This window comes from Caldibacillus debilis DSM 16016, assembly GCF_000383875.1.
Classification (GTDB): domain Bacteria; phylum Bacillota; class Bacilli; order Bacillales; family Caldibacillaceae; genus Caldibacillus; species Caldibacillus debilis.
Window position 1 is genome coordinate 95,043 of the sequence record NZ_KB912917.1, and the last position, 20,712, is coordinate 115,754.

A 20,712-nucleotide genomic window follows, 5' to 3' on the forward strand; every position below is an offset into this window, starting at 1 on the left:
CCATCCTTTTACAACGATCCCGCCATCTGTACGGATTGATGGCTCGTAAATACCACTCGCCCGTCTTTGGAAAACCATTTTGCGGTGCATTCTAAAGGCGTTTGGGCCAATAGAGATCCCCGCATACGGGCTTAAAGATAAAAGGACGAAAACATATCTACATACCAAAAAATAAAGAACTCCCCAAAAAACGCGATCATGACGCCGTTTTCGGGGAGTTTTTGTTTCGATGACTGTAAAAGTTGGGAAGAAATAAGGAAACCTGATCTGAAGGGTATAAGGTTAAGGTAACCTTAGAAACCATTAATCAAATCGCATAACCGCCATCAATCGCCAATATTTACCATGTGATAAAGAGGTTGATGGCTCATCGCTTTTTTTGACCCCTGTTTTCGGGACAGGTTAAATAAAAACTCCTCCACGGGCGGCCCTATCCCGTCCCACGTGTCAGGTTCAATCCCTCAAAGGTAAGATACAAACGATCGATGACATCTGGGATTTCTGGTTCGGATACGGGTTTCAATCCCTCAAAGGTAAGATACAAACAGTCACATTAGTGGCGGACGCTGCGGCATTCTATGAGTTTCAATCCCTCAAAGGTAAGATACAAACATTTCTGACAAGTTTGGTGATTTTTTGTTCCTCTCTTGGGTTTCAATCCCTCAAAGGTAAGATACAAACTTGGAAAGGACAGTTTCTACAGGAATCGCTCATTATTGGCGGTTTCAATCCCTCAAAGGTAAGATACAAACAAAACCTTGGATACGCCTGGATTATTCCTTACGGAAAGTTTCAATCCCTCAAAGGTAAGATACAAACCACTCCAGCAGGCGTGTTGTATCCTTCCCCAACAACGTTTCAATCCCTCAAAGGTAAGATACAAACGTGTTCTACGTTATATCGCTCACTACCAACAGAGGAAGTTTCAATCCCTCAAAGGTAAGATACAAACTCAGAAGACTGGGCTATCGATTCGACTAAAAGGAGGAAGTTTCAATCCCTCAAAGGTAAGATACAAACTTCAGCTTTTCTTGATCGTCTTTCAATTCTTCCATGTTTCAATCCCTCAAAGGTAAGATACAAACTTTTACCAATGATAGGAGGGTTTATCAGTTGGATTGTTTCAATCCCTCAAAGGTAAGATACAAACCCGCTGCCCTCTCTTTTATTTTTTTGTCGAAAACGTTTGTTTCAATCCCTCAAAGGTAAGATACAAACGTTGCTAACGCAGAACCTTTCCGTGCCAATCAAGTCGTGTTTCAATCCCTCAAAGGTAAGATACAAACAACAACAAGCACAACATCGGAAGACTATCGAGTCGAGTTTCAATCCCTCAAAGGTAAGATACAAACCCAAAAAAATGTTGATAAAACAAGGATTGAAAAAATTCCCAATCTCCTTATTTTGTATTATAATTTTAGGATTATTTTTATGCAATATACGGAAAAGCATTGATTTTACTGAATTTCAAGTATTATTTTTCCGAAATTGATTTGTCGTCGATCCCCCGGGGTTTATGCGCCATTGGGGGTCGACGACAATTTGCCGAGACAAATATAACATAAACGCAAAGAAATAAGAAAATACGAATTATCGACAAAAACTACGAAAATTTTAGTTCCAAGGCGCCATTTCCCGCACTCCGCCGGCAACCCCGCCCATAAAAAGGTTTTTCACGCGCGAAACCATGAGCCCCTTCACTTCACTTTTTCAAACATCCCGAACCCGGTCATGCTTAGGGTTGGATTTGAAGTTGAAGTTCGGTCACTCCACGCTCTCAAACATCCCGAACCCCTGGGAATTTTTTGCCCCGATCCCGGCATCATACAGGAATTTCAAATAATCGGGCGGGCAGACGATCTCGTAAATGCCGTTCCAGGCGGTGATCCGCGTGCCTTTAAACACGGTCACCACCTTATCCCGCGGGCTGACCTTCACCGGCCTGACCCGCAGCCGTTCCTCGGGGGGCCTTCCGTAATAGGCCTCGTATTTATGGAAAAAATTTTTCTCCACCATGTCGGAGAAGGCCAGATCGGATGGCGAGTAATAATGGGTTTTCTTCTTGCCGGCGGCGTCTTCGTAAGTAGAAAAAACGGTGAGGGGCGACAGCATCCGGATCCGGTACGATTCCCGCTTCTCCGGGCGGAAGGAATGAACGGAAGTTTCCTCCATCCGAACGGGCTGATCGTGGATCGTGAACTTTTCCCGAAATAAAAAACTTTGGCCGAGATCCGCAATCAGCCGATCCAACAGGGAAGAAATCTGCCAGCGGATGGGGCCTTCGAAACGGATCTGTTTGGCTCCGGCATCGATCCGGTAATTTCCGGTCAGGCGGCTGAAGGTGAACAATTTAAATTTCCGCCGGTCCTTGGCAAATCCTTCATTGTGCAAAAAATCCGCCAGCTCCAAATCATGAATGGACCGGTACAAAAACCCTTGCAAAATTTCGCCATAATTTAACGGTAAAATCAGTTTTCCATTTTCCGGCTGAAAATGAACGGTTAAACGCATAGCAGCCTCCTGCATGGCAGAATTCGCATTCGCGGAAAGCTTTCGAAACAAATCAGGCGGATTTGACGGAAAGAAAAGGTCCATCCTGGAAAATGATCCCCTTGAAAAACCCGAACGCTTGCTATAAATTCCCGCGCTTCTTATGAGCGGACGCAGGCCTTCGAAAAAGAAGACGATGTATGCATCTTTTTCATACTCCAGAAATCTGCCGTTGATGTTCGTGCAGAACGCGCACCCGTAAAGGAGGGATGTGGTTCCATTATCTTGAAACCCGCCCTTGATGTTGGTGCAGAACCCCGAAAACCATGCCGCTTCTTTTTCAAAATCCCGGACGCCGGCTTGTGAAGCAGATCAACGGCGGACAGCCCCAAACCCGGCGTGAAGCTATCGCTTTAGCTTTTGACTTGAAACGGGACCGGCTTTCCAAAGCCTTGTTTCGCGGATGTAAAGCCATGCCTTTGACCTGCTTGCAAACGAACCCCGGACGGTTTTGGAACTCTATCAAGGCTTCATCCTCTTTTTCTATAAAACTCGGGAAGGAAAACCTTGACAACGCCATATCCTAATGTCATTTTAACCCATTTTATCCAGCCTTGCAGGAAATTTTTTCATGGAATGGAATACTGTTATTAATTGAAATTTACCGCAGAATACGCATCAATCTTATCTTCAACATCCGACTGCGCAAGCAACAACTTCGGGACAGCTAAGCTGGCTTTTTGCCCGGCTCCTTTTAAAAAACACCGCTCCGGATTGCCCGGATAACCGGACAGGCAACGCTCCGTCCCGCGGCAGGGAGACCCCAAGGGAAAAATCGTTTGACGCCGTTACTGTTGCTTTAAAGGAGCACCGCCGATCCCTTTTTTCCTTTTAAAGAAAAGCACCCATGCAAAGAAAATAAAAGAACAGATCCCGGTTCTTTGCCCTTTGTGAAAATCGCAAAAGCGAGGTCGTTAAATTGAAAAAAACCTTTCGGAAAAATTATTTTCGGTTTGATCCTGATGATTTTGGATATTTACGTGTGGGGGATCGATATTTTGCCCGATCCGGCCGCTTTTTTGTTGATAATCTGGGGGATTCGGGATTTGGCGAAGGAGTATTCCATCAAAGAAACGGCCGGGAAGGCTTCCCTTTGGGCAAGCATCTCCCTTGTTTTTTCCCTCCTTCCCTTTTTCCGGATTGAAACGGCGTTGCTGACGGACAGTTTCCTCCTGGCCTATGCTTTTATTCACCTTCATTTTCTTTTTGCTTTTCATCTATTCTCTCTTTCAAATGATGTTGGACATTGCCCGCCAGCTGGAACGGCATGAACTGAGGAAAAAAACCAACACCTTTTCCAAAATCTACATGGCCGTCTTTATCGGTTACTTCTTCCTTGTTTTCCTCATGCGCGATTTTCCGCCGGCTGACCCGTTGGCCCTCGGACTTGCCCTTCTGTCCACGGTTACCGGAGCGGCCCTTGCCGTGACCTTTCTTATTTGGTTGTACCGTTTCCAAAGGGCGATCGGATAAACCGGGCCGGCCCCTGCCGTCTCCTGCACCGCTTTGGCGTTTTTTCCGTCCGGGATCTCCTTCCCGGGAAGCGGCCGGCCGGGGTCTTCGGAAAGAGGATACGGACGGAGACCCGCCGGCCTTCCATGACAAAATATTTTCAAACCGGAGCAAAACTTCCCGTCCTGCGAAGGAATTTCTCCCCCGGGCGGAGATTTCCCCGAAAAATTTTTTATTCTTATAACTTTAAAAATGTATTGACCGGAAATCGCTTACATTTTATAATCTTGATTAGTTAGTTAAGTTTACTAACTTGAACATGCAGAAAATGCACCTATCTCGTTCCCACAAATTTTAAATCTGCTTGCCCGAAAAGGATACAATCCGAACTTCACCCGGATCCTGCGCAAACCTGCTTGAACCCAAAGGGCGGCCGGTTGGGTTTCCCCTTCCGGATCATGTCCTGTCACTCGCTTAAACAAGGTGCGGCCCGGTTTTCACCCGTTCGGATCACGCCTGAACCTTCACTTGCCGGAACAGGCCGCCATTCAAACCCCACCTATTGGATGAAACTTGAACATGGGACTGGCTTGAACAGGCTTAAAACCTAGCAGATTCACTTAGAACATCCTCCATCCCGGATTTCGCTTGCTTGGACATGCTTAACATGTTTCCCATGCCGGGCGCGCTGCATCCTGATCGCCCTTCGGGCGGTGTGGCGATTTTTCAATTTTCCTTCCATAGTAACAGGAGTGAATTTCTTCCATGAAAGAATCGAACAAGGCCGACGCGGTCATGGTGAAATTGATGAACCGGGAATTGATCATCAATGAATTGCGTCGGCATCCGAAGCAATCCCGGGCGGATTTGGCGAAGAAAACCCGTCTCAGCAAACCCGCCGTTTCCGAAATCGTCAAGGAATTAATCGAAGAAGGCATCGTTTTTGAAAGCGGTGTCGGCCCATCAAGGGGCGGCAAAAAGCCCATCCTCCTCGAATACAACGCCCGGTCCAACTATGTCGTCGGCTGTTTCATCGAAAACGAAATGATTTTTGTCGCTTTGGGAGACATGAACGGGGAAATCGTGAACATGGTCAAAAAAGAGTTCACCTCCCCCGCCGAAGGCCAATGGATCATCGACCGGATCGCCGAAGGAGTGCGGTCCCTCTTGGAGGCGGAAAAGGTGGATCCGAGACGGGTATTGGGCATGGCCGTCGGCGTTTCGGGGATCGCCGGCGAAACGGAGAACAGCATCACCACATCCCCCACGATCCATTGGAACGATATCGACCTGAAACGGGAACTTTCCGGGCGCTTGCATCTGGATGTGGTCATCGAAAACGATGTGAACCTGATGACGATCGGCGAATTTCATAAGGGTCAAGGAAAAAATATCAATCATTTCATCTATTTGTTTATCGGCAACGGGATCGGCAGCGGCCTGTTTTTGAACGGCCAATGCTACAGAGGCTTCCACTCCGCCGCCGGGGAAATCGGTTTTATGATGATCGGCGACGAAAACAATAAAAATTCGAACCTCGGCGTTTTTGAGGCCAATTTCGGCCGAATGGGTATCAGCGAACGATTGAAGGCGCTCCATATTCCCATTGAAAGGGGGGATTCCATTCTAAAGGCCATCCAGGAACATAAAAAAGAAGAAAAAGTGAACCAATTGCTGGATGAAGTGCTCGAACATTGGGCAAAGGCGGCCATCAACATGATCAGCATCCTGGATCCGCAAGCCGTCATTTTGGCGGGAGAACTTGCCTATTTGGATGCATCATCCTTCGAACGTTTCAAGGGAATGATCGAAAAATATGTTCCGAAGATGCCTGAAATGAAAATCACCCGACTGGGGGCGATGGCCGGCGTCTACGGAGCCTTCCATCTCGCCCTCGACCATTTCCATATTACCGGCTTCAAAACCAAATCATGATTTGGAGGGATACGGTTTGAAGAAAAAGATATTTTTCTCCCTGATTTCCTTGATCCTGCTGCTCTCCCTTGCCGCATGCGGCAACAAGGAATCTTCCAATTCCGGAAAGGATGACGGCGGCGACAAAAAACCGTCCGGCAGCCTGGTCGTTTACACGGCCCGCGACCAAACGGTCGTCGACAAGGTGGTGTCCATGTTCAATGAAAAATATCCGGACATCCAAGTCAACGTCCTCACGATGGGCGCCCAAGAAATCCTGGAACGGGTCCGCAGTGAAAAAGCGAACCCCGGCGCCGATTTCTGGTGGGGCGGCACCCAATCCGCTTTCGTCCAGGCGACGAAGGAAGGCTTGTTGGAACCCTATAAGCCGAGTTTCGATTCGGCCATCAAACCGGAGCATAAGGATCCCGACGGGCATTGGTACGCGGAGATGCTGCTTCCGGAAGTCATCATGATCAACAGCGACGTTTTGACCCCGGAAACCGCGCCGCAAGACTGGGACGATCTTTTGGATCCGAAGTGGAAGGACAAAATCATCATCCGCGGCGTGCTGCCCTCCGGAACGATGCGGACGATCTATTCGGCGATGATCTACCGCCAGGATCCGAACAACCCGGAAAAGGGCTATGAATGGCTGCGGAAATTGGATGCGAATACAAAGGAATACGCCCAAGACCCGACCAACCTGTACTTGAAGCTCGCCCGTCAGGAAGGGACGGTCTCCCTCTGGAACCTGCAGGATATCCTGATTCAAAAGTATGCCAACAATCAGCCCTTTGATTTCGTGTATCCGAAAAGCGGCGCTCCCATCCTGGTGGATGCCGTCGGTTTGATCAAAGGGGCCAAAAACTTGGAAAACGCGAAACTTTTCTATGAATTCTTGTTCGACCCGGACACGATCGTCAAACTTTCCGAAGAACTCTATCAAATCCCGTCCCGCACGGACATCGACCCGGCAAAGATGCCCGAATGGTACAAAAAACTGGAGTTGAAGGAACTGAAACTCGATTGGAATCTCTTGACCGAAAAAGAAATGGAATGGATGCAATACTGGGACGAAAACATCAAGGGCAAGAATTAAACGGCATGAACTGAGCCCTGCCCGATCGTCATCCGTATTTTCCATAAGGGTAAACAAGAATGAAACGGAATGGGGTGAGCCCGGCTCACCCTGTTCTCCATCTGGAGAGGTGTTGTTCATGAAGAGCGTTCGATTGGAACATGTGACCAAAACCTTCGGAGAGGTAACCGGGGTCGAAGATATCGACATCCATATCCGGTCCGGGGAATTTTTCACCTTTTTGGGGCCGAGCGGCTGCGGAAAGACGACAACTTTGCGGATGATTGCCGGATTTTATTTTCCGACGAAAGGAAAAATCTATTTCGACGACAGGGACGTGACCCACGTCAAACCCAATAAGCGGAATATCGGGATGGTCTTCCAAAATTACGCCCTCTTCCCCCATATGACCGTATTTGAAAACATCGCCTTCGGACTGGAAGTCCGCAAACTTCCGAAAAAAACGATCAAAGAAAAAGTGGAACGGGCGCAAAAACTCGTCCATTTGGAAGGGTACGGATCGCGGAAGATCACCGAATTATCAGGCGGCCAGCAGCAGCGGGTGGCGCTGGCCAGGGCGCTGGTCATCGAGCCGGATATTTTATTGTTGGATGAACCCTTGTCCAACCTGGACGCCAAATTGCGGGAAGAAACGAGGGTGGAAATCAAGCGCCTGCAGGTGGAACTGGGCATCACCACCATCTATGTGACCCATGACCAGCATGAGGCGATGTCCCTTTCCGACCGGATCATGGTCATGAACAAGGGAAAAATCCAGCAGGTCGGCACGCCCCAGGAAATTTACAACCGCCCGGCCAACCGGTTCGTCGCCTCCTTCATCGGCGAGTCCAACATCATGGAAGCCACCGTTCTGGAGGTTGGCGATGACCGGGTAACGGTAGAGGTCGAAGACGGGCTGATCCTCCAAGGATGGAGAAAAAACGCTTCCCCGAATCTGACCTTTTCGAAAGGAAAAAAGATCTTTCTTTCCATCCGCCCGGAAGTGATCGAGCCCGGCGAAGGGCCGAACAGTTTTCAAGGGACCGTCCAATTCACCGAATTTTCGGGGGTCAGCATCAACTACCTGGTCAAAACGGCGAAACACGAATGGAAAGTCATGGTGATCAACACCGGTTCCGCCATCCCGTCCATCGGGGACAGGATCACGCTGCACATTCCGGAAAACGGCATATACTTCGTGGAAGATGAGAGGTGAAACCATGAAGGGAAATGACGCAGCCGCCCTGAAACCGGGCCTTTGGTCCAGGATCGCCCAATCCAGGTATTTTGTGTATGTCCTGATTTCGCCTTTATTTTTGGTTTTGTTGGCTTACGTGATTTTTCCCCTTTATAAAACCTTTGTCCAAAGCGTCGTCGATCAGGATGGCAATGTGACCTTCGCCAACTATCTCAAGTTTTTCGGCGAAGGAAACACGACGAACACGGAAGCCCTGGTGAACAGCGTATTGATTTCCGTCGTCAGCGTCATCACCTGCGCCATCGTCGGCGTTACCATGGCCTTCCTGCTGGAAAGATACGATTTTCCCGGAAGGAAAATCCTGTCGGTGCTCGTCCTGGTGCCGATGGCCTTGCCGCCGTTGATCGGCTCCTTGTCCTTCATGTTTTTATATGGCGAAAGCGGCATTTTTCCCCGCCTGTTCCAGTCCCTTTTCGATTTGCCGGAAGTCCCCTTTGCCCTGCGGGGGATTTGGGGGGTCATCGTCGTTCACACCTTTACGATGTATACCTATTTTTATTTGAGCGCTTCCGCCGCCATCAAGGATCTGGATCCGTCCTTGGAAGAAGCGGCCACCAGCCTGGGTGCGGGCCGATTCCGGATCTGGACGAAGGTCATTCTGCCGATGCTCACGCCGGCCATGGTCGCCTCGTCTTTGCTTGTCTTCATGATTTCCATGGCTTCCTATACGGCTCCGCTCATGTTCGGCGTGGAGCGGACGATGACGATGCAAATTTACCTTTCCCGCACCAACGGGAACCTGGATATGGCCGCCACCCAATCGACCATTCTTTCCGTCGTGTCCATCGCCTTTTTGATCATCATGAAATGGTACCAGGGGCGGAAAAATTACCAAAATCAAAGCAAGGGGCTCGGCGTCCACCGCACGGAAGTCCGATCCCCGCTGATGAAATACGTCTCTATGTTCCTTTCCGTGATCGGGGTCATCGTGCTGTTATTGCCGATCCTCGTCATCGCCCTGATCTCCTTCTCCGTCGACGGGAAGTGGACGGTGCAAATCATCCCGACCGATTACACCTTGCAGCATTATGTCGACCTGTTCACGGATCCGATGACCTGGCGTCCGATTTGGAACAGCATCAAGATGAGCACCGCCGCGGTGATCGGAAACGTCCTTTTCGGCGTCGCGGCCGCCTACGCCATGGTCCGCCTGAATTTCAAAGGAAAGACGCTGATGGACATCCTGATCATGGTGCCTTGGGCGTTGCCCGGAACGGTGGTCGCCGTCAATTTGATCGCGGCCTTCAGCACCCCCTCCGTTTTCAGTTTCAATCAAGTTTTAATCGGCACCTTTTGGATTTTGCCCCTCGCCTATTTTGTCAGGCAGCTGCCCTTGGTCTTCCGAAACACCGCCGCAAGCCTCATGCAGATGGACCAATCGATCGAAGACGCGGCGAGGAGCCTGGGCGCCAATTGGTGGTACGCCTTCCGGCGGGTGGTATTGCCCATCACCTTTTCGGGCATCATGGCCGGCACCCTGCTCGCCTTCGTGCAGGGGATCGGCGAGTTCGTCGCATCCATTTTGATCTACAATGTCCACACGATGCCCCTTTCCGTGGCCATTTGGCAAAAGATGTACGCCTTCAAATTCGGAACCGCATGCGCATATGGCGTATTGCAAGTCGCTTTGATCATCATCGTCCTGTTCGTCTCCCAAAAAATCACGGGCGGAAAGGCAAGCACGATGTAGGGCCGACCCGCCCGCTGAAAAAGACGCGGCATCCCGCTTAAGGAAAGACCGGCATGGAGGCGGACAGGCGCATGAGTCCGCCGGCCGTCCTGCCGGCCCCGAAGTCCGCGGCGGTTCATCGGAAGGACCGGGGCCGCCGCCCCGTCTCCCCGGCCGCGGTATTCGTCCTTTCCGCAGGAGAAGGACGCTGCCCCATCCATATTCCTGTGGCCATGGGGCTCTTCCGGAAAGGACGCGAGGCCGTTTTCGTGTAAATCACCCACATCGGATTCCCGCCGACAAGTTCTTCCGGAGCGGACGCAAGGCCATTTCCGGAACCTGACGCCTTCCGCCGGGCGATGCCTTCCGGTGCGGGAAACGGCCCCGGCTCACCCAACGTTTTTTTGCGATGGGGATGGGAGAAAGGCCGTCCAATGCATCAAGCAAAGGAAAAACGATAACAGAACTGGAAAGGGATGTTCCATATGGATTCGAAGGTTCGGCAAAAAATCATTGAAAAGGAAGGAACGGAATTCCCTGCAAAAACCTACAAAAAACTGGTGCTGGAGCCCGCATTCAACCACGCCAAGGAAAACTTCATTCTTCCGATGATCCAGATCCACTTGGCCCATCTGATCATGCTCGTCGAACAACGGATCGTCGCCAAAAACGAAGCGTTAAACATTTACCGGGCGATCAAAAAGATCGACATCGGCGAATGGAAAAAACATCCGTATGATCCTTCTTTTGAAGATTTATTCTTCCAGATCGAACATTTTTTGATCGAAGAAGCCGGGGACATCGCCGGCAATCTCCACATCGCCCGCAGCAGAAACGACATGGGCATCGCCATCTACCGGATGACGTTAAGGGAAAAACTGCTCAACCTGATTCAGGCGGCCCTGAATTTTCGCCAATGTTTGATCGAACTCACATCCGAACACATCGACACGGTCATGATCGGGTATACCCACACCCAGCAGGCCCAGCCGACGACCCTTGCCCACTATTTCAACGCGATGACCGACGTCTTGACGCGGGACATCCGCCGGCTGATGGCCGCCTATCAGACGGTGAACCGAAGCAGCATGGGCGCCGCGGCGTTAACCACTTCCGGATTCCCGATCAACCGGAAGCGGGTGCAGGAATTGTTGGGCTTCGAAGACATGATCGACAACGCCTGGGATGCGGTCGCCGGCGCGGACTACATCGGGGAAACCGCCGCCGCCGTCCAACTGGCGGGAATCAATCTGGGACGTTCCGCCCAAGATTTTCTCCTGTGGGGAACGCAGGAATTCGGCTGCCTGAAACTGGCCTCCCCCTTTGTCCAGATCAGTTCCATCATGCCGCAAAAACGGAACCCGGTATCCATCGAACACATCCGTTCTTTGCTGTCCACCGTTGCCGGCAACGCGCAAACGGTGCTGACGATGATCCACAACACCCCCTTCGGCGACATCGTCGATACGGAAGATGACATGCAGCCCTATATGTGGAAAGCCATCGACTGCCTGCAAAACGTCTACGGGCTCTTTGCCGGGGTTTTAATGACGATGGAAGTGAACCGGGAAAAACTGCTGGAGCGGGCGAAGAAAAGCTTTGCCAACGTCACCGAACTGGCGGACACGTTGGTGCGAACCGACCGCCTTTCTTTCCGGAAGGCCCATGAAATCGTAAGCGCCGCCGTGAGGGAACTGTCTTCCGAAGGAAAGGAATCCCTGGACGATTTCCACCTCGACCTTTTGAATCGTCACGCCGAGAAAATCATCGGAAGAAAACTGTCCATCACTGAAGAACAATTCAAAAACGCCCTGGACCCGGTCCATTTCGTCCGGATCCGGTCGCTGGAAGGAGGACCGAGCCCGGAAAGAATGACAAATACGGTCCGGGAACGGATCCGGCAACAGGAAGAGCTGGAAAAATGGGCGGAAGAAAAAGGGAAGCGGCTGAAAGAAAAGCGGGAACAGATCGAACAAATTTTTGCGGAATGGGTGAGGGAGAATGAGTAGGCCGTTCCTCCCTTTCTTCTCCCCCGAAGACGGTCAAAGTGGATCCGCCCGGACCGGCAAGGACGGCGGGAAACTTCATGCGCCCGGCACCGGCGGGAAAAGGAACCAGGAGATGATGCCGGAACCGCTTTCCGGCTACGCGGAAAAGCGTTCCCCGGCCGTTTTTCCCCTTTTGGCCGTCGACGGGGGCGGAACGAAGACCGATGCGGTCATCACCGATAAAACGGGAAAAATTTTGGCGAAAGGAAAAGGCGGCGCCTCCAACTACCAGGCGGCGGGAGAGGAAAGCGCCGCAGAAACGCTGGCCCGCGTCCTCGGGCAAGCCGCCTCCGCCCTGGAAGACCGGCTTGGGCTTGGCAGAAAGGATTACCGGATTCGGCGCGGGATATTTGCCCTGGCGGGGATCGACACGGCCAAAGATCAAACGCTGGTGGAAGGTCTTGTCCGGAGAGCCGTCCAAACAAGCGGCATCCAAATTGAAGAATTGCTCGTGGAAAACGACGCCCTGTCCACGCTGATCGGGGCAACGAAACAGTCCCCCGGCGTCCTGCTGATCGCCGGAACCGGATCCATCGCCTTCGCCCACGACGGAAAAGGAAATTTTTACCGGTCCGGAGGCTGGGGCCACCGGTTCGGGGACGAGGGAAGCGGCTATTGGATCGGCAAGGAAGCCGTCCGGGCCGTGCTAAGGATGCACGATGGCCGGGAAAAACCCACCGTTTTGTCGGACTTGGTCCTTAAGCATCTCCGCTTCGACAACCATGAACAGCTGTACAATTGGGCATACGGTCCCCATTACTCCGTCGACGAGGTCAGCGCCTTGTCGGTGATCGTGGAACAGGCCTGCACGCTGGGGGATCCGGTCAGCCGCAGGATTTTGGAAAAAGCCGCTTCCGAACTCTTCCTTCTCGTTGAGGCCGTCACGGAAAAGGCGGGTATCGGGGAAAAATCCTTCAAGCTCCTGCTCCTCGGCGGGGTTTTGCAAAACAACGAGCGGATCCGGCATGAACTGGTCCAAAAGGTGCGGGAAAAAAGACGGGATGCGGAGATCCTCATCCCCCGGCAAAAGCCGATCGAGCTGATCATCCAGCGGGGGCTGTACGACGGGGAAGAAAGGGAATAAATCGGGGGGCTCGGGGGATTGAGAGGGCTTTACGGGAATTTCTTTTTCCGGAAGGTCGGTTCCTGCACTGATAGGGAACCGGTCCACCTGCTCCAGGGAAGTTTATTTTTCCGGAAAGGGCTCCCGTCCTTCGGCTCCCCCATCTCTTTTCCCTTCCTTTCACCCCCGCTTGGCTTTCCCCTTCGCTTTCCGGCACGTTCCATCATGTCCCGACTACGATGGCGCCCGTCCTGTTCGAATTTTAAATGAATAGGTTGTGGACTTACATTTTTTCCATTTCATTTCCGCAAGGTTTGAAAAACGGAATCGGGTGTTGGCCATGGACGGCTGAACGATGATGGACATTTTTCTTGGGATGATGGACGTTTTTTCAAGGATGATGGTTATTTTTTCTTTGATGTCGGACAAATTTTTGTCCAAGATGAACATAAATCCAAAAATGATAGACGAATCTCCGAAGATGTTGAACAGTCCCATGGGTTGTTGAAAATTTTTTGCGGATGTTGAACCATCCGATTGAAATGTCGGACAATCCATCGTTGGGCCGACAGAAAAGGTTGAACGTCGTCCCGCGTATTGGCGATTCTTCCGAACAAAGAGCAAGGGAAATATCCGTCAGCCACTCGCATATTTCCGCTTCAAACTTCCGCGGGCCGCTTGCATCACCCGTTGATCATCGTCGACCACCAGGGACTCCAATAACATTACACTTTATTCAATCTCCTCACGGTCCGCCTCAATGGTGATTCCATCTAAAAGGAGCTCCTTCGTCAATCCCGGAACCGAAGCCTTGCCATCCTTGATTTCCGGTTTTCCCCGGCTAAAGAACTGCAGCTCCCGGCAGGACAAATTTTCTCCATTCATGATCGTGACAACCGGTTGCTCCAAAAAATATTCCTTGTTATTGGAGGAAAACTTCAGCATCCGCTTATGAAGCAGCAGCTCCCCCTTGGGCAAAAGGTTCATCGGGTCGAATCCGGCAATTGTAAGGTTCCCTTTGATTTGGACGAGATACCCGTCCTGACTATAAAATTGGTCAAATTCCCGGTCCCTCTCCGTCAATTCTTGTTCCAGGAGACGCGCGGCCTGCTTTTCCGCCTCCGGATCCGTGTCCGAGATCGGTTCCATCCTCCCGATTTTTTCGGCGAAAAAATCATATAAATAACCGGATGTTTCAAGAAATTCTCCTTGCCATCCCGGGAAAAGGTCATCCAGCAGGCGGGCGATCGCCATTCCCGCGGCATAACAGCTCCTCCGCAAATGATACAACGTGCCGGATTGTTCCTCAAAATCCTCGAAAAAGATCTCCAAAACCGCTTCTTTCCCTTTGCCGGATTCTTGTTCAAAGGCCTTAGACTCGACATAAAAGGCCAATCCTTCGTAACTCTCATGGCCAAGTTCATAATCCAGGCATTCCTTGATTAAAGCTCTTCGATATTCGCGGTGCCCGATGAATTCGGCGGCCCGGTTCCGTTTTTCATCCGAATTTTTTTCAAGCAATGCGCGAAGGAGGGCACTTCTTTCCGCGATCCGATGGGCAATATTTTCCTTCAGCTGCGGATAAACCATATACAGCCATTCGTTGCTCCATCTTCTGTAATCCATCGATTTTTGATAAGCATGGAACATTTCATGGACAATCATGGCAAAAAGCCTTGCAGGTTCCATATCCGGCCGGACGGTCGACAAATCCAATATGGCCGTCGGTTCCCTTTCCAATTCAATGAATGTATTGGCAACAAACCTGGGATCCCATGGGCCGACATGGACCCCTCCCTTTTCCGCAAAATGGCCGGGCGGATTGGGGTGGCCGCATAAATACACATTCTCCCTGTCAAAAAAGGCAAAGGGATTTGGCTTGAAATCCGGCCAAATGGATTGGAATCTTTCTTCCCGCATTCGTTCCCGGATGGAACCGGCCAATACCAGCGCATCTTGCCATGCATACATATCCGCCAACTTCCTTTCTCCTTTCGTTTCATATTTTTCCGTTGTTCTTTCCTTCCAGCATTCGCCCCGCTTCCGTCAGCATTTTCCCGACAAAGGCAGGGCTGCCCCAAAGGATATAACGGCTCCTTTGCTTTTCCTGGTCGTAGACATATTGGAACTTCGCTTTTCCGTCCTCCGGTTTCCTTTCATTCATCATTTTAATGAACAATCCGGACACATTGACCGCATCCGCCACGGACATTTTGAGATCCAAAACGGCGCATGTCGGATAATCGTTGGCCTCGTCCGCGTCCCCTTGAATAAATTGGAGGATTTCCGCATTGGAGTGATCCAAAATTTTTCCGGTATTTTTCCTGAGCAAATGGTCGATGTGTTCCCGCCGGATCCGCCATTCTTTGCCGAGCTTCGCCGCCTTGATTTTTCCTTCCTTGATGTAACGGCGGATCGTCCGCGGATGCATTTGGATCAATTCGGCCACTTCCTCAACTGTAAAAAAATCCTTCACGTGGTTCCCTCCCGTTCAACGGAATTTTTAAGGATATTATGTAATTATATGTAATTTTAAAATACATTAAGGAAAGGGGTCAAGAAATAATGATGAAATCCCCATCCCGGATTTTGTTTTTGAAAGGAGTGCGGCGATAAAACCGCATGCCGCCCCGCCGCCGGCTTTGTTCAATCCAGTGAAACAAGCCGCCAATGAACGGGTTAAAGAAGGGATGGACAGGGGGATCCTCTACCATAAAACGGGCAAGTCAAAAAAAGAAAAGCCCTGCCCGATGATGCAAATTTCTTGTCCTGTATAAAGGCCTTCTTCTAAATATCGAACTGCCATGATTTTGATGTCAGGTGAAAATGATTTTTTTGGCATAAAAAACTCCCCATTCGATAAACAGATTTTTTTTCATCTGTCTACCTAATGGGGAGCATATCAGCATCCATCGGCGCAGGGCTTTTTTCATTCCATTTATAAAGGAAAGCAGGTGTTTGCTTATCGGACTTTAATATATCGGTTTTTGCTTTTATTGCCGGCTTTATCTTTGGCATAGACGGTTAAGGTATAACCTTTCTTTTTAATCTTAAAATATCCTTTGGAATTCACTGCTGCTTTCTTAAACAGAAACCGTCGAACCCTTTTTCGCATTTCCTGTTACGGCGGCCGATCGAAATGAAATGCAAAACATACAGAACCTTCTTAAAGTCCTAACACGGACTTGCCAACCCGGATTTTCATGCGGTCCCTCAAGAATATCTGGAAATTTTCCGGTTCGCCGCCCATTTTGCGATCAAGCCATGCTTCGGGGAAAAGATAAACACCGCCGCGAAGATGCCGCCCGCCGCCGCCGCCATCATCCCCGAAATGGAGACGTTGAACCAAACGGCAAGATAATATCCGATAATCGCCGACAATGCGCCGATCGCGGCGCTGAGAACCAGCATGACCGACAGCCTGTCGGTCAACAAATAGGCGGCGGCGCCAGGAACGATCAGCATGGCGACAACGAGGATCGCGCCGACACTATCGAAGGAGGCCACGGTCGTTATCGACAGCATCCCCATCAGCAAATAATGGATCAACAACACAGGAATTCCTAAAGCCGCCGCCATTTGCGGATCAAAGGAGGTGATCTTCAGCTCTTTGTAAAACAGGAGGATGATGGCCAGATCCGCCAGAAGGACGAAGCCCAACATCCAGACGGCCTTCGGCCCCATTTCTTTTCCAAAGATTTCAAGGGTATCCCATGGGACAAAAGCGATTTCTCCCATGAGGGCATGGTCGACGTCCAGATGGACCCTGCTGGCGAAAAGCGACAACAGAATGACGCCCAAGGCGAACAGCGAGGTAAAAACGACACCGATGGCCGCGTCGGATTGAACGCGGAGCGAATCGAGCAGCTGAACGAAAAACGCGGTTAACAAACCGACGATAATGGCCCCGATAAACATCGGCACGCCGGCCATCGAATGACTGACCAAAAACGCGCCGACGATCCCCAATAACACGGTATGGCTGATCGCATCCGCCAGCATCGCCATTTTCCTTAAAATTAAAAAGCAGCCGACGATCCCGCACGTGATCCCGACAAGCGCGCCCGTCAAAAAAATCCATCCTTCATAACTCATAACGGCTGTCTGCCCCCCTTTGACCGATGATGTTGTTCCTGTTCCTCCGATTTTCGCCCGGACCCGTTTTGGATAAGCGGACGGGCATCCTTCCCAATTGCTGCAAATATCGGGACAGTTCCTGCAAGAGCGGTTCGGGCAGGGCGAATATGTCCTCCTGTTTTTCCACTTCTTCATGGGAAAATTTCATTTCATACATCTTATATACTTCCATTAAACGGTTTTTCAGCGCGATCTGATGGGCCTGTTCCTTCCCTTGTTCGGTCAACGCATACCGATTTCCGTCAGATGAGACCAGGTTCTCCTTGATGAGCTGTTTCATGACCCGCGCAAACAGCCGTTTGGACACCGGCCTCAATCCCCGGATCTGTTCTTCGCCGAACCCCGTTGCATGCCGGCCCGCCGGTTTGCGCATCTCCTCTTCCATCAGGTCAAACATCGACAACATGATATTCTCTCTCGCCGTTTGCCTGCGCATTTTCATCTGTTTGACGATGTTCACCAGCAAGCCCCTCCGGGGAGCGAAGACCATGGAAAAGAGGAAAAACAGGGTTGCCGCCAGGATAATCAAAGGACCCGTCGGCAGCCCTTCGGAAGCCGTGCTGAAAATCGTGCCGACCACGCCGGATAACGCCCCGATTCCTCCGGCGATGACGACCATCCGATCCATTCTTTCCGTCCAATAACGCGCGCTGAGGGCGGGGGTGATCAGCATGGCGGCCATCAAGATCACGCCGACCGCCTGCAAACCGATCATGACGGCAGAAACGATCAAGACCATCAACAATCCGTTGAAAAATCGGACCGGCAAACCGATGCCTTCCGCAAATTGCGGATCGAAAGTCAACAGCTTAAATTCTTTGAAAAAGAGGGCGGTAACGGCAAGGAGGATCATCGCCACGATCGCGATGATTTTCACATCATTTCCTACCAAAGATGCCGCTTGCCCGAAAATATAATTATTGAGCCCGCTTTGATTTCCGCTGCCGTTTTGGTTAATGTAGGTGAGCAGCACGATGCCGATCCCGAAAAAGACGGACAGCACGAGGGCGATGGACGCATCTTCCTTGATGCGGGAATTTTTGACGATGGCCTGGATAAAATAGGCGGCCAACAATCCGGAGAATGCGGCGCCGGCAAAAAACCAAAACAAGGATTTTTGGCCGTATAAAAGAAATGCGATACAAATCCCCGGCAGGGCGGCATGGGCCATGGCATCCCCGATCAAGCTTTGTTTTTTCAAATAGGCGAAACTCCCCAAAACGCCGCTTGCCATCCCCAGCAGCAGGGTTCCCGCCAACACCCATTGCGTGTTCGCATCGGACAAATGTTGAAAGAGGTTCATGCCCGCTCACTCCTATTCATGTTTAACAAGCAATTTTCCCTGGTCCAGGAAGGTCAATCGGCCCCCGTAGGTTTTCTGCAAATTTTCGACGGTAAATACCTCATCGGTCGGCCCGTGTCCGATCACCCGCATATTTAACAGCAATACCCAATCAAAATACTCCTGAACCGTGTGCAGATCATGATGGACAACCAGCACCGTTTTTCCCTGGGCCTTTAATTCGTTCAATAAGGAAATGATGGCCTTTTCCGTCGCCGCATCGACGCCGGCAAAGGGTTCATCCATAAAATAGATCGTGGCGTCTTGCGCGAGCGCCCGCGCCAAAAACACCCGCTGCTGCTGGCCGCCGGAAAGCTGGTTGATTTGCCGGTGCGCATAATTTTCCATTCCCACTTTTTCCAGGCAGGAAAGCGCCAGCTTCACATCTTCCTTCCCCGGACGCTTGATCCAGCCGATATGGCCGTATCGTCCCATCAATACGACATCCAAGGCATTCGTCGGAAAATCCCAGTCGACCGATCCGCGCTGCGGGACATATCCGATCAGTTTTCTTTGGGCTTTATACAGTTTTCCATAGATCAACACTTCCCCGGATGCCGCCGGGACCAACCGTAAAATGGCCTTGAGCAGCGTCGATTTGCCGGCGCCGTTCGGCCCGATGATCCCGATCAGTTTTCCTTCCGGAACCGAGAAACTGACTTCCTGCAAAACCGGCTTGCGATGATAAGCGACGGTCAAATTCCTCACCATTAACGGATTCATCCATGATCTCTCCTTTATGCGCGACTATTTTAACGAAGATACGATCGTGTCGATATTGTGGCGGTACATCCCGGCATAGGTCCCTTCTTCCGTCCCTTCCGGACCCATCGCATCCGAATACAGCTCGCCGCCGATCTTGACTTCCTGCCCCCGTTTCTTCGCCCCCTCGACGACCGCCTTGATGGATTTTTCGGAGATGCTGCTTTCGATAAAAACGGCCTTGATCTTGCGTTCCACAATCACATCGATCAAATGCTGGACGTCCTTCAGCCCGTATTCCGCATCCGTGCTCAATCCTTGCAGGCCCATCACTTCCATGCCATAGGCGCGGCCGAAATAATGAAAGGCATCATGGGCGGTAATCAGCACCCGGCTTTCTTCCGGGATTTGGGATATTTGCTGCTTGGCGTATTGTTTGATTTCCTGCAGTTTCGCCAAGTATTTTTCGGCGTTTTTCCTATATTCGTCCGCATGTTTTTCGTCCATTTTGATCAATTCGTCCCTTACCGTTTCTACGGCAATGGACCATAAATCGATATCAAACCATACGTGCGGGTCAAAACTTCCGGGATTGGCCGGGTCGGAAAGCAATCGATCTTTCGGAATCGATTCGGCGACGGCAACCGTCGGTTTTTCCTTTTCGATTTTTTCAAAAATCTCGCCCATTTTCCCTTCCAAGTGCAAACCGTTGTAAAAGATCACATCCGCTTCGTTCAGCTTTTTCAGATCTCCTTGCGACGCTTTGTACAGGTGCGGGTCGACGCCGGGGCCCATCAGCGCCGTGACTTCCACATACTCCCCGCCCACATTTTTTACGATATCGGCAATTTGGCCGATCGTCGTCGTCACCGTCAGTTTTCCATCGGAATGATCGGAACCGGTCCGGGCATCGCAGGCGGCCAACAGGACGAACAGCATGCCCGCGACGGCCATCATCACTTTTTTCATAGGCAAACTCCCCCTTTTTGTTTAAGCCATAAAAGTTTCCCTAGGGAAACTTTTGGCGAAAAAATTTTACCGCTGGAATGCGGCTACGGATGGAATGGACGCAATACTTGTTTTTGATAGATCCATATTTTATGGTTATGATTCAAAAAGTTTCCTTAATACAAAATTAAACCTTCAAAAACCGGTTGTCAATCATTTTGTGTTGGGGCAATTTTTTTCGTCCGGCCATTTCATGAAGAAAGGGAATCTCGATCGAAGCGTCGGTGTCTTTGCATCCCCAATGGTTCACCGCGCCGATCCGGGCCCGCGGGGAAGCGCCCGATTCGAACGAACGGCCTGCGGCCGCGGTTTCAATCGGTTCGGCCTTACTACGCGGGAACTGCCCCGCTCCATCCCGCCCGCTGCCGTACCGCCGGAAGCTCCCGGCGCGGCGAGCCGGACCATTTTCGGATCCTTACTGTATTGGCGGATCAGCCCCCGGAGGCCAGGCCGATTCGATCCGGTTCGGCGGGACCCGCGCCGATCCC

General features: G+C 51.0%; 15 protein-coding genes and 1 CRISPR repeat array. Of the genes, 6 read left to right on the top strand and 9 right to left on the bottom strand.

Features of this window, described 5'->3' with window-relative positions; all coding sequences use genetic code 11:
- Positions 1-450 precede the first annotated feature (450 nt).
- A CRISPR array of direct repeats spans positions 451-1,352; the repeat unit is 30 nt; unit sequence GTTTCAATCCCTCAAAGGTAAGATACAAAC.
- 412 nt (positions 1,353-1,764) lie between these two features.
- From cas6 to A3EQ_RS22675, 3 genes are all read right to left on the bottom strand, one after another.
- A complete protein-coding gene (gene cas6, locus A3EQ_RS0119460; RefSeq protein ID WP_020156815.1) occupies positions 1,765-2,511 on the bottom strand; it encodes a CRISPR-associated endoribonuclease Cas6 in 747 nt (248 codons plus the stop codon).
- Between the two features lie 953 nt (positions 2,512-3,464).
- Positions 3,465-3,767, bottom strand: a complete 303-nt coding sequence (locus tag A3EQ_RS22670; RefSeq protein WP_026500095.1) for a hypothetical protein — start codon at positions 3,765-3,767, stop codon at positions 3,465-3,467.
- A complete protein-coding gene (locus A3EQ_RS22675) occupies positions 3,736-4,176 on the bottom strand; it encodes a hypothetical protein (protein WP_154652931.1) in 441 nt (146 codons plus the stop codon). Before A3EQ_RS22675 ends, A3EQ_RS22670 begins: the two co-directional genes overlap by 32 nt.
- 591 nt (positions 4,177-4,767) lie before the next feature.
- Between A3EQ_RS22675 and A3EQ_RS0119480 the strand changes: the two genes are divergently transcribed.
- The 6 genes from A3EQ_RS0119480 (at position 4,768) to A3EQ_RS0119510 (ending at position 13,056) form a co-directional block, all read left to right on the top strand.
- On the top strand, positions 4,768-5,937 hold the full coding sequence (locus tag A3EQ_RS0119480; RefSeq protein WP_020156819.1) for an ROK family transcriptional regulator: 1,170 nt from the start codon (positions 4,768-4,770) through the stop codon (positions 5,935-5,937).
- A 16-nt stretch (positions 5,938-5,953) separates the two neighbouring features.
- Entirely contained in the window at positions 5,954-7,018 is a 1,065-nt protein-coding gene (locus A3EQ_RS0119485) for an extracellular solute-binding protein (protein ID WP_020156820.1), read from the top strand.
- A 118-nt stretch (positions 7,019-7,136) separates the two neighbouring features.
- On the top strand, positions 7,137-8,213 hold the full coding sequence (locus A3EQ_RS0119490; protein ID WP_020156821.1) for an ABC transporter ATP-binding protein: 1,077 nt from the start codon (positions 7,137-7,139) through the stop codon (positions 8,211-8,213).
- Positions 8,214-8,217: 4 nt separating this feature from the next.
- Positions 8,218-9,945, top strand: coding sequence for an ABC transporter permease (locus tag A3EQ_RS0119495; protein ID WP_020156822.1), 1,728 nt, complete (start codon positions 8,218-8,220; stop codon positions 9,943-9,945).
- Between the two features lie 464 nt (positions 9,946-10,409).
- Positions 10,410-11,933 (top strand): argininosuccinate lyase, encoded by a 1,524-nt coding sequence (argH, locus tag A3EQ_RS0119505; protein ID WP_020156824.1) that lies wholly within the window; start codon positions 10,410-10,412, stop codon positions 11,931-11,933.
- Positions 11,934-12,045: 112 nt separating this feature from the next.
- Positions 12,046-13,056 (top strand): N-acetylglucosamine kinase, encoded by a 1,011-nt coding sequence (locus tag A3EQ_RS0119510; RefSeq protein ID WP_244874606.1) that lies wholly within the window; start codon positions 12,046-12,048, stop codon positions 13,054-13,056.
- A gap of 711 nt (positions 13,057-13,767) precedes the next feature.
- Here A3EQ_RS0119510 and A3EQ_RS0119525 read toward each other — a convergent pair.
- The 6 genes from A3EQ_RS0119525 to A3EQ_RS0119560 form a co-directional block, all read right to left on the bottom strand.
- Positions 13,768-15,006 (bottom strand): YEATS domain-containing protein, encoded by a 1,239-nt coding sequence (locus A3EQ_RS0119525; RefSeq protein ID WP_154652932.1) that lies wholly within the window; start codon positions 15,004-15,006, stop codon positions 13,768-13,770.
- 28 nt (positions 15,007-15,034) lie between these two features.
- A complete protein-coding gene (locus A3EQ_RS0119530) occupies positions 15,035-15,511 on the bottom strand; it encodes a helix-turn-helix domain-containing protein (protein WP_020156829.1) in 477 nt (158 codons plus the stop codon).
- A gap of 737 nt (positions 15,512-16,248) precedes the next feature.
- Positions 16,249-17,130 (bottom strand): metal ABC transporter permease, encoded by an 882-nt coding sequence (locus A3EQ_RS0119545; protein ID WP_020156832.1) that lies wholly within the window; start codon positions 17,128-17,130, stop codon positions 16,249-16,251.
- A complete protein-coding gene (locus tag A3EQ_RS0119550; RefSeq protein WP_020156833.1) occupies positions 17,120-18,475 on the bottom strand; it encodes a metal ABC transporter permease in 1,356 nt (451 codons plus the stop codon). Before A3EQ_RS0119550 ends, A3EQ_RS0119545 begins: the two co-directional genes overlap by 11 nt.
- A gap of 12 nt (positions 18,476-18,487) precedes the next feature.
- Positions 18,488-19,237 (bottom strand): metal ABC transporter ATP-binding protein, encoded by a 750-nt coding sequence (locus tag A3EQ_RS0119555; RefSeq protein ID WP_020156834.1) that lies wholly within the window; start codon positions 19,235-19,237, stop codon positions 18,488-18,490.
- A gap of 24 nt (positions 19,238-19,261) precedes the next feature.
- Positions 19,262-20,185: a metal ABC transporter solute-binding protein, Zn/Mn family gene (locus A3EQ_RS0119560; protein WP_020156835.1), complete on the bottom strand. Its 924-nt coding sequence runs from the start codon at positions 20,183-20,185 to the stop codon at positions 19,262-19,264.
- Between the last annotated feature and the right edge of the window lie 527 nt (positions 20,186-20,712).

What these genes read in the sequence shown, in the direction of transcription:
- cas6 (WP_020156815.1), bottom strand. Translation starts at nt 2,511, where the DNA reads ATGCGTTTAACCGTTCATTTTCAGCCGGAAAATGGAAAACTGATTTTA.
- A3EQ_RS22670 (WP_026500095.1), bottom strand. Translation starts at nt 3,767, where the DNA reads ATGAAAAGCAAAAAGAAAATGAAGGTGAATAAAAGCATAGGCCAGGAG.
- A3EQ_RS0119480 (WP_020156819.1), top strand. Translation starts at nt 4,768, where the DNA reads ATGAAAGAATCGAACAAGGCCGACGCGGTCATGGTGAAATTGATGAAC.
- A3EQ_RS0119490 (WP_020156821.1), top strand. Translation starts at nt 7,137, where the DNA reads ATGAAGAGCGTTCGATTGGAACATGTGACCAAAACCTTCGGAGAGGTA.
- A3EQ_RS0119495 (WP_020156822.1), top strand. Translation starts at nt 8,218, where the DNA reads ATGAAGGGAAATGACGCAGCCGCCCTGAAACCGGGCCTTTGGTCCAGG.
- argH (WP_020156824.1), top strand. Translation starts at nt 10,410, where the DNA reads ATGGATTCGAAGGTTCGGCAAAAAATCATTGAAAAGGAAGGAACGGAA.
- A3EQ_RS0119510 (WP_244874606.1), top strand. Translation starts at nt 12,046, where the DNA reads ATGATGCCGGAACCGCTTTCCGGCTACGCGGAAAAGCGTTCCCCGGCC.
- A3EQ_RS0119525 (WP_154652932.1), bottom strand. Translation starts at nt 15,006, where the DNA reads ATGTATGCATGGCAAGATGCGCTGGTATTGGCCGGTTCCATCCGGGAA.
- A3EQ_RS0119545 (WP_020156832.1), bottom strand. Translation starts at nt 17,130, where the DNA reads ATGAGTTATGAAGGATGGATTTTTTTGACGGGCGCGCTTGTCGGGATC.
- A3EQ_RS0119550 (WP_020156833.1), bottom strand. Translation starts at nt 18,475, where the DNA reads ATGAACCTCTTTCAACATTTGTCCGATGCGAACACGCAATGGGTGTTG.
- A3EQ_RS0119555 (WP_020156834.1), bottom strand. Translation starts at nt 19,237, where the DNA reads ATGAATCCGTTAATGGTGAGGAATTTGACCGTCGCTTATCATCGCAAG.
- A3EQ_RS0119560 (WP_020156835.1), bottom strand. Translation starts at nt 20,185, where the DNA reads ATGAAAAAAGTGATGATGGCCGTCGCGGGCATGCTGTTCGTCCTGTTG.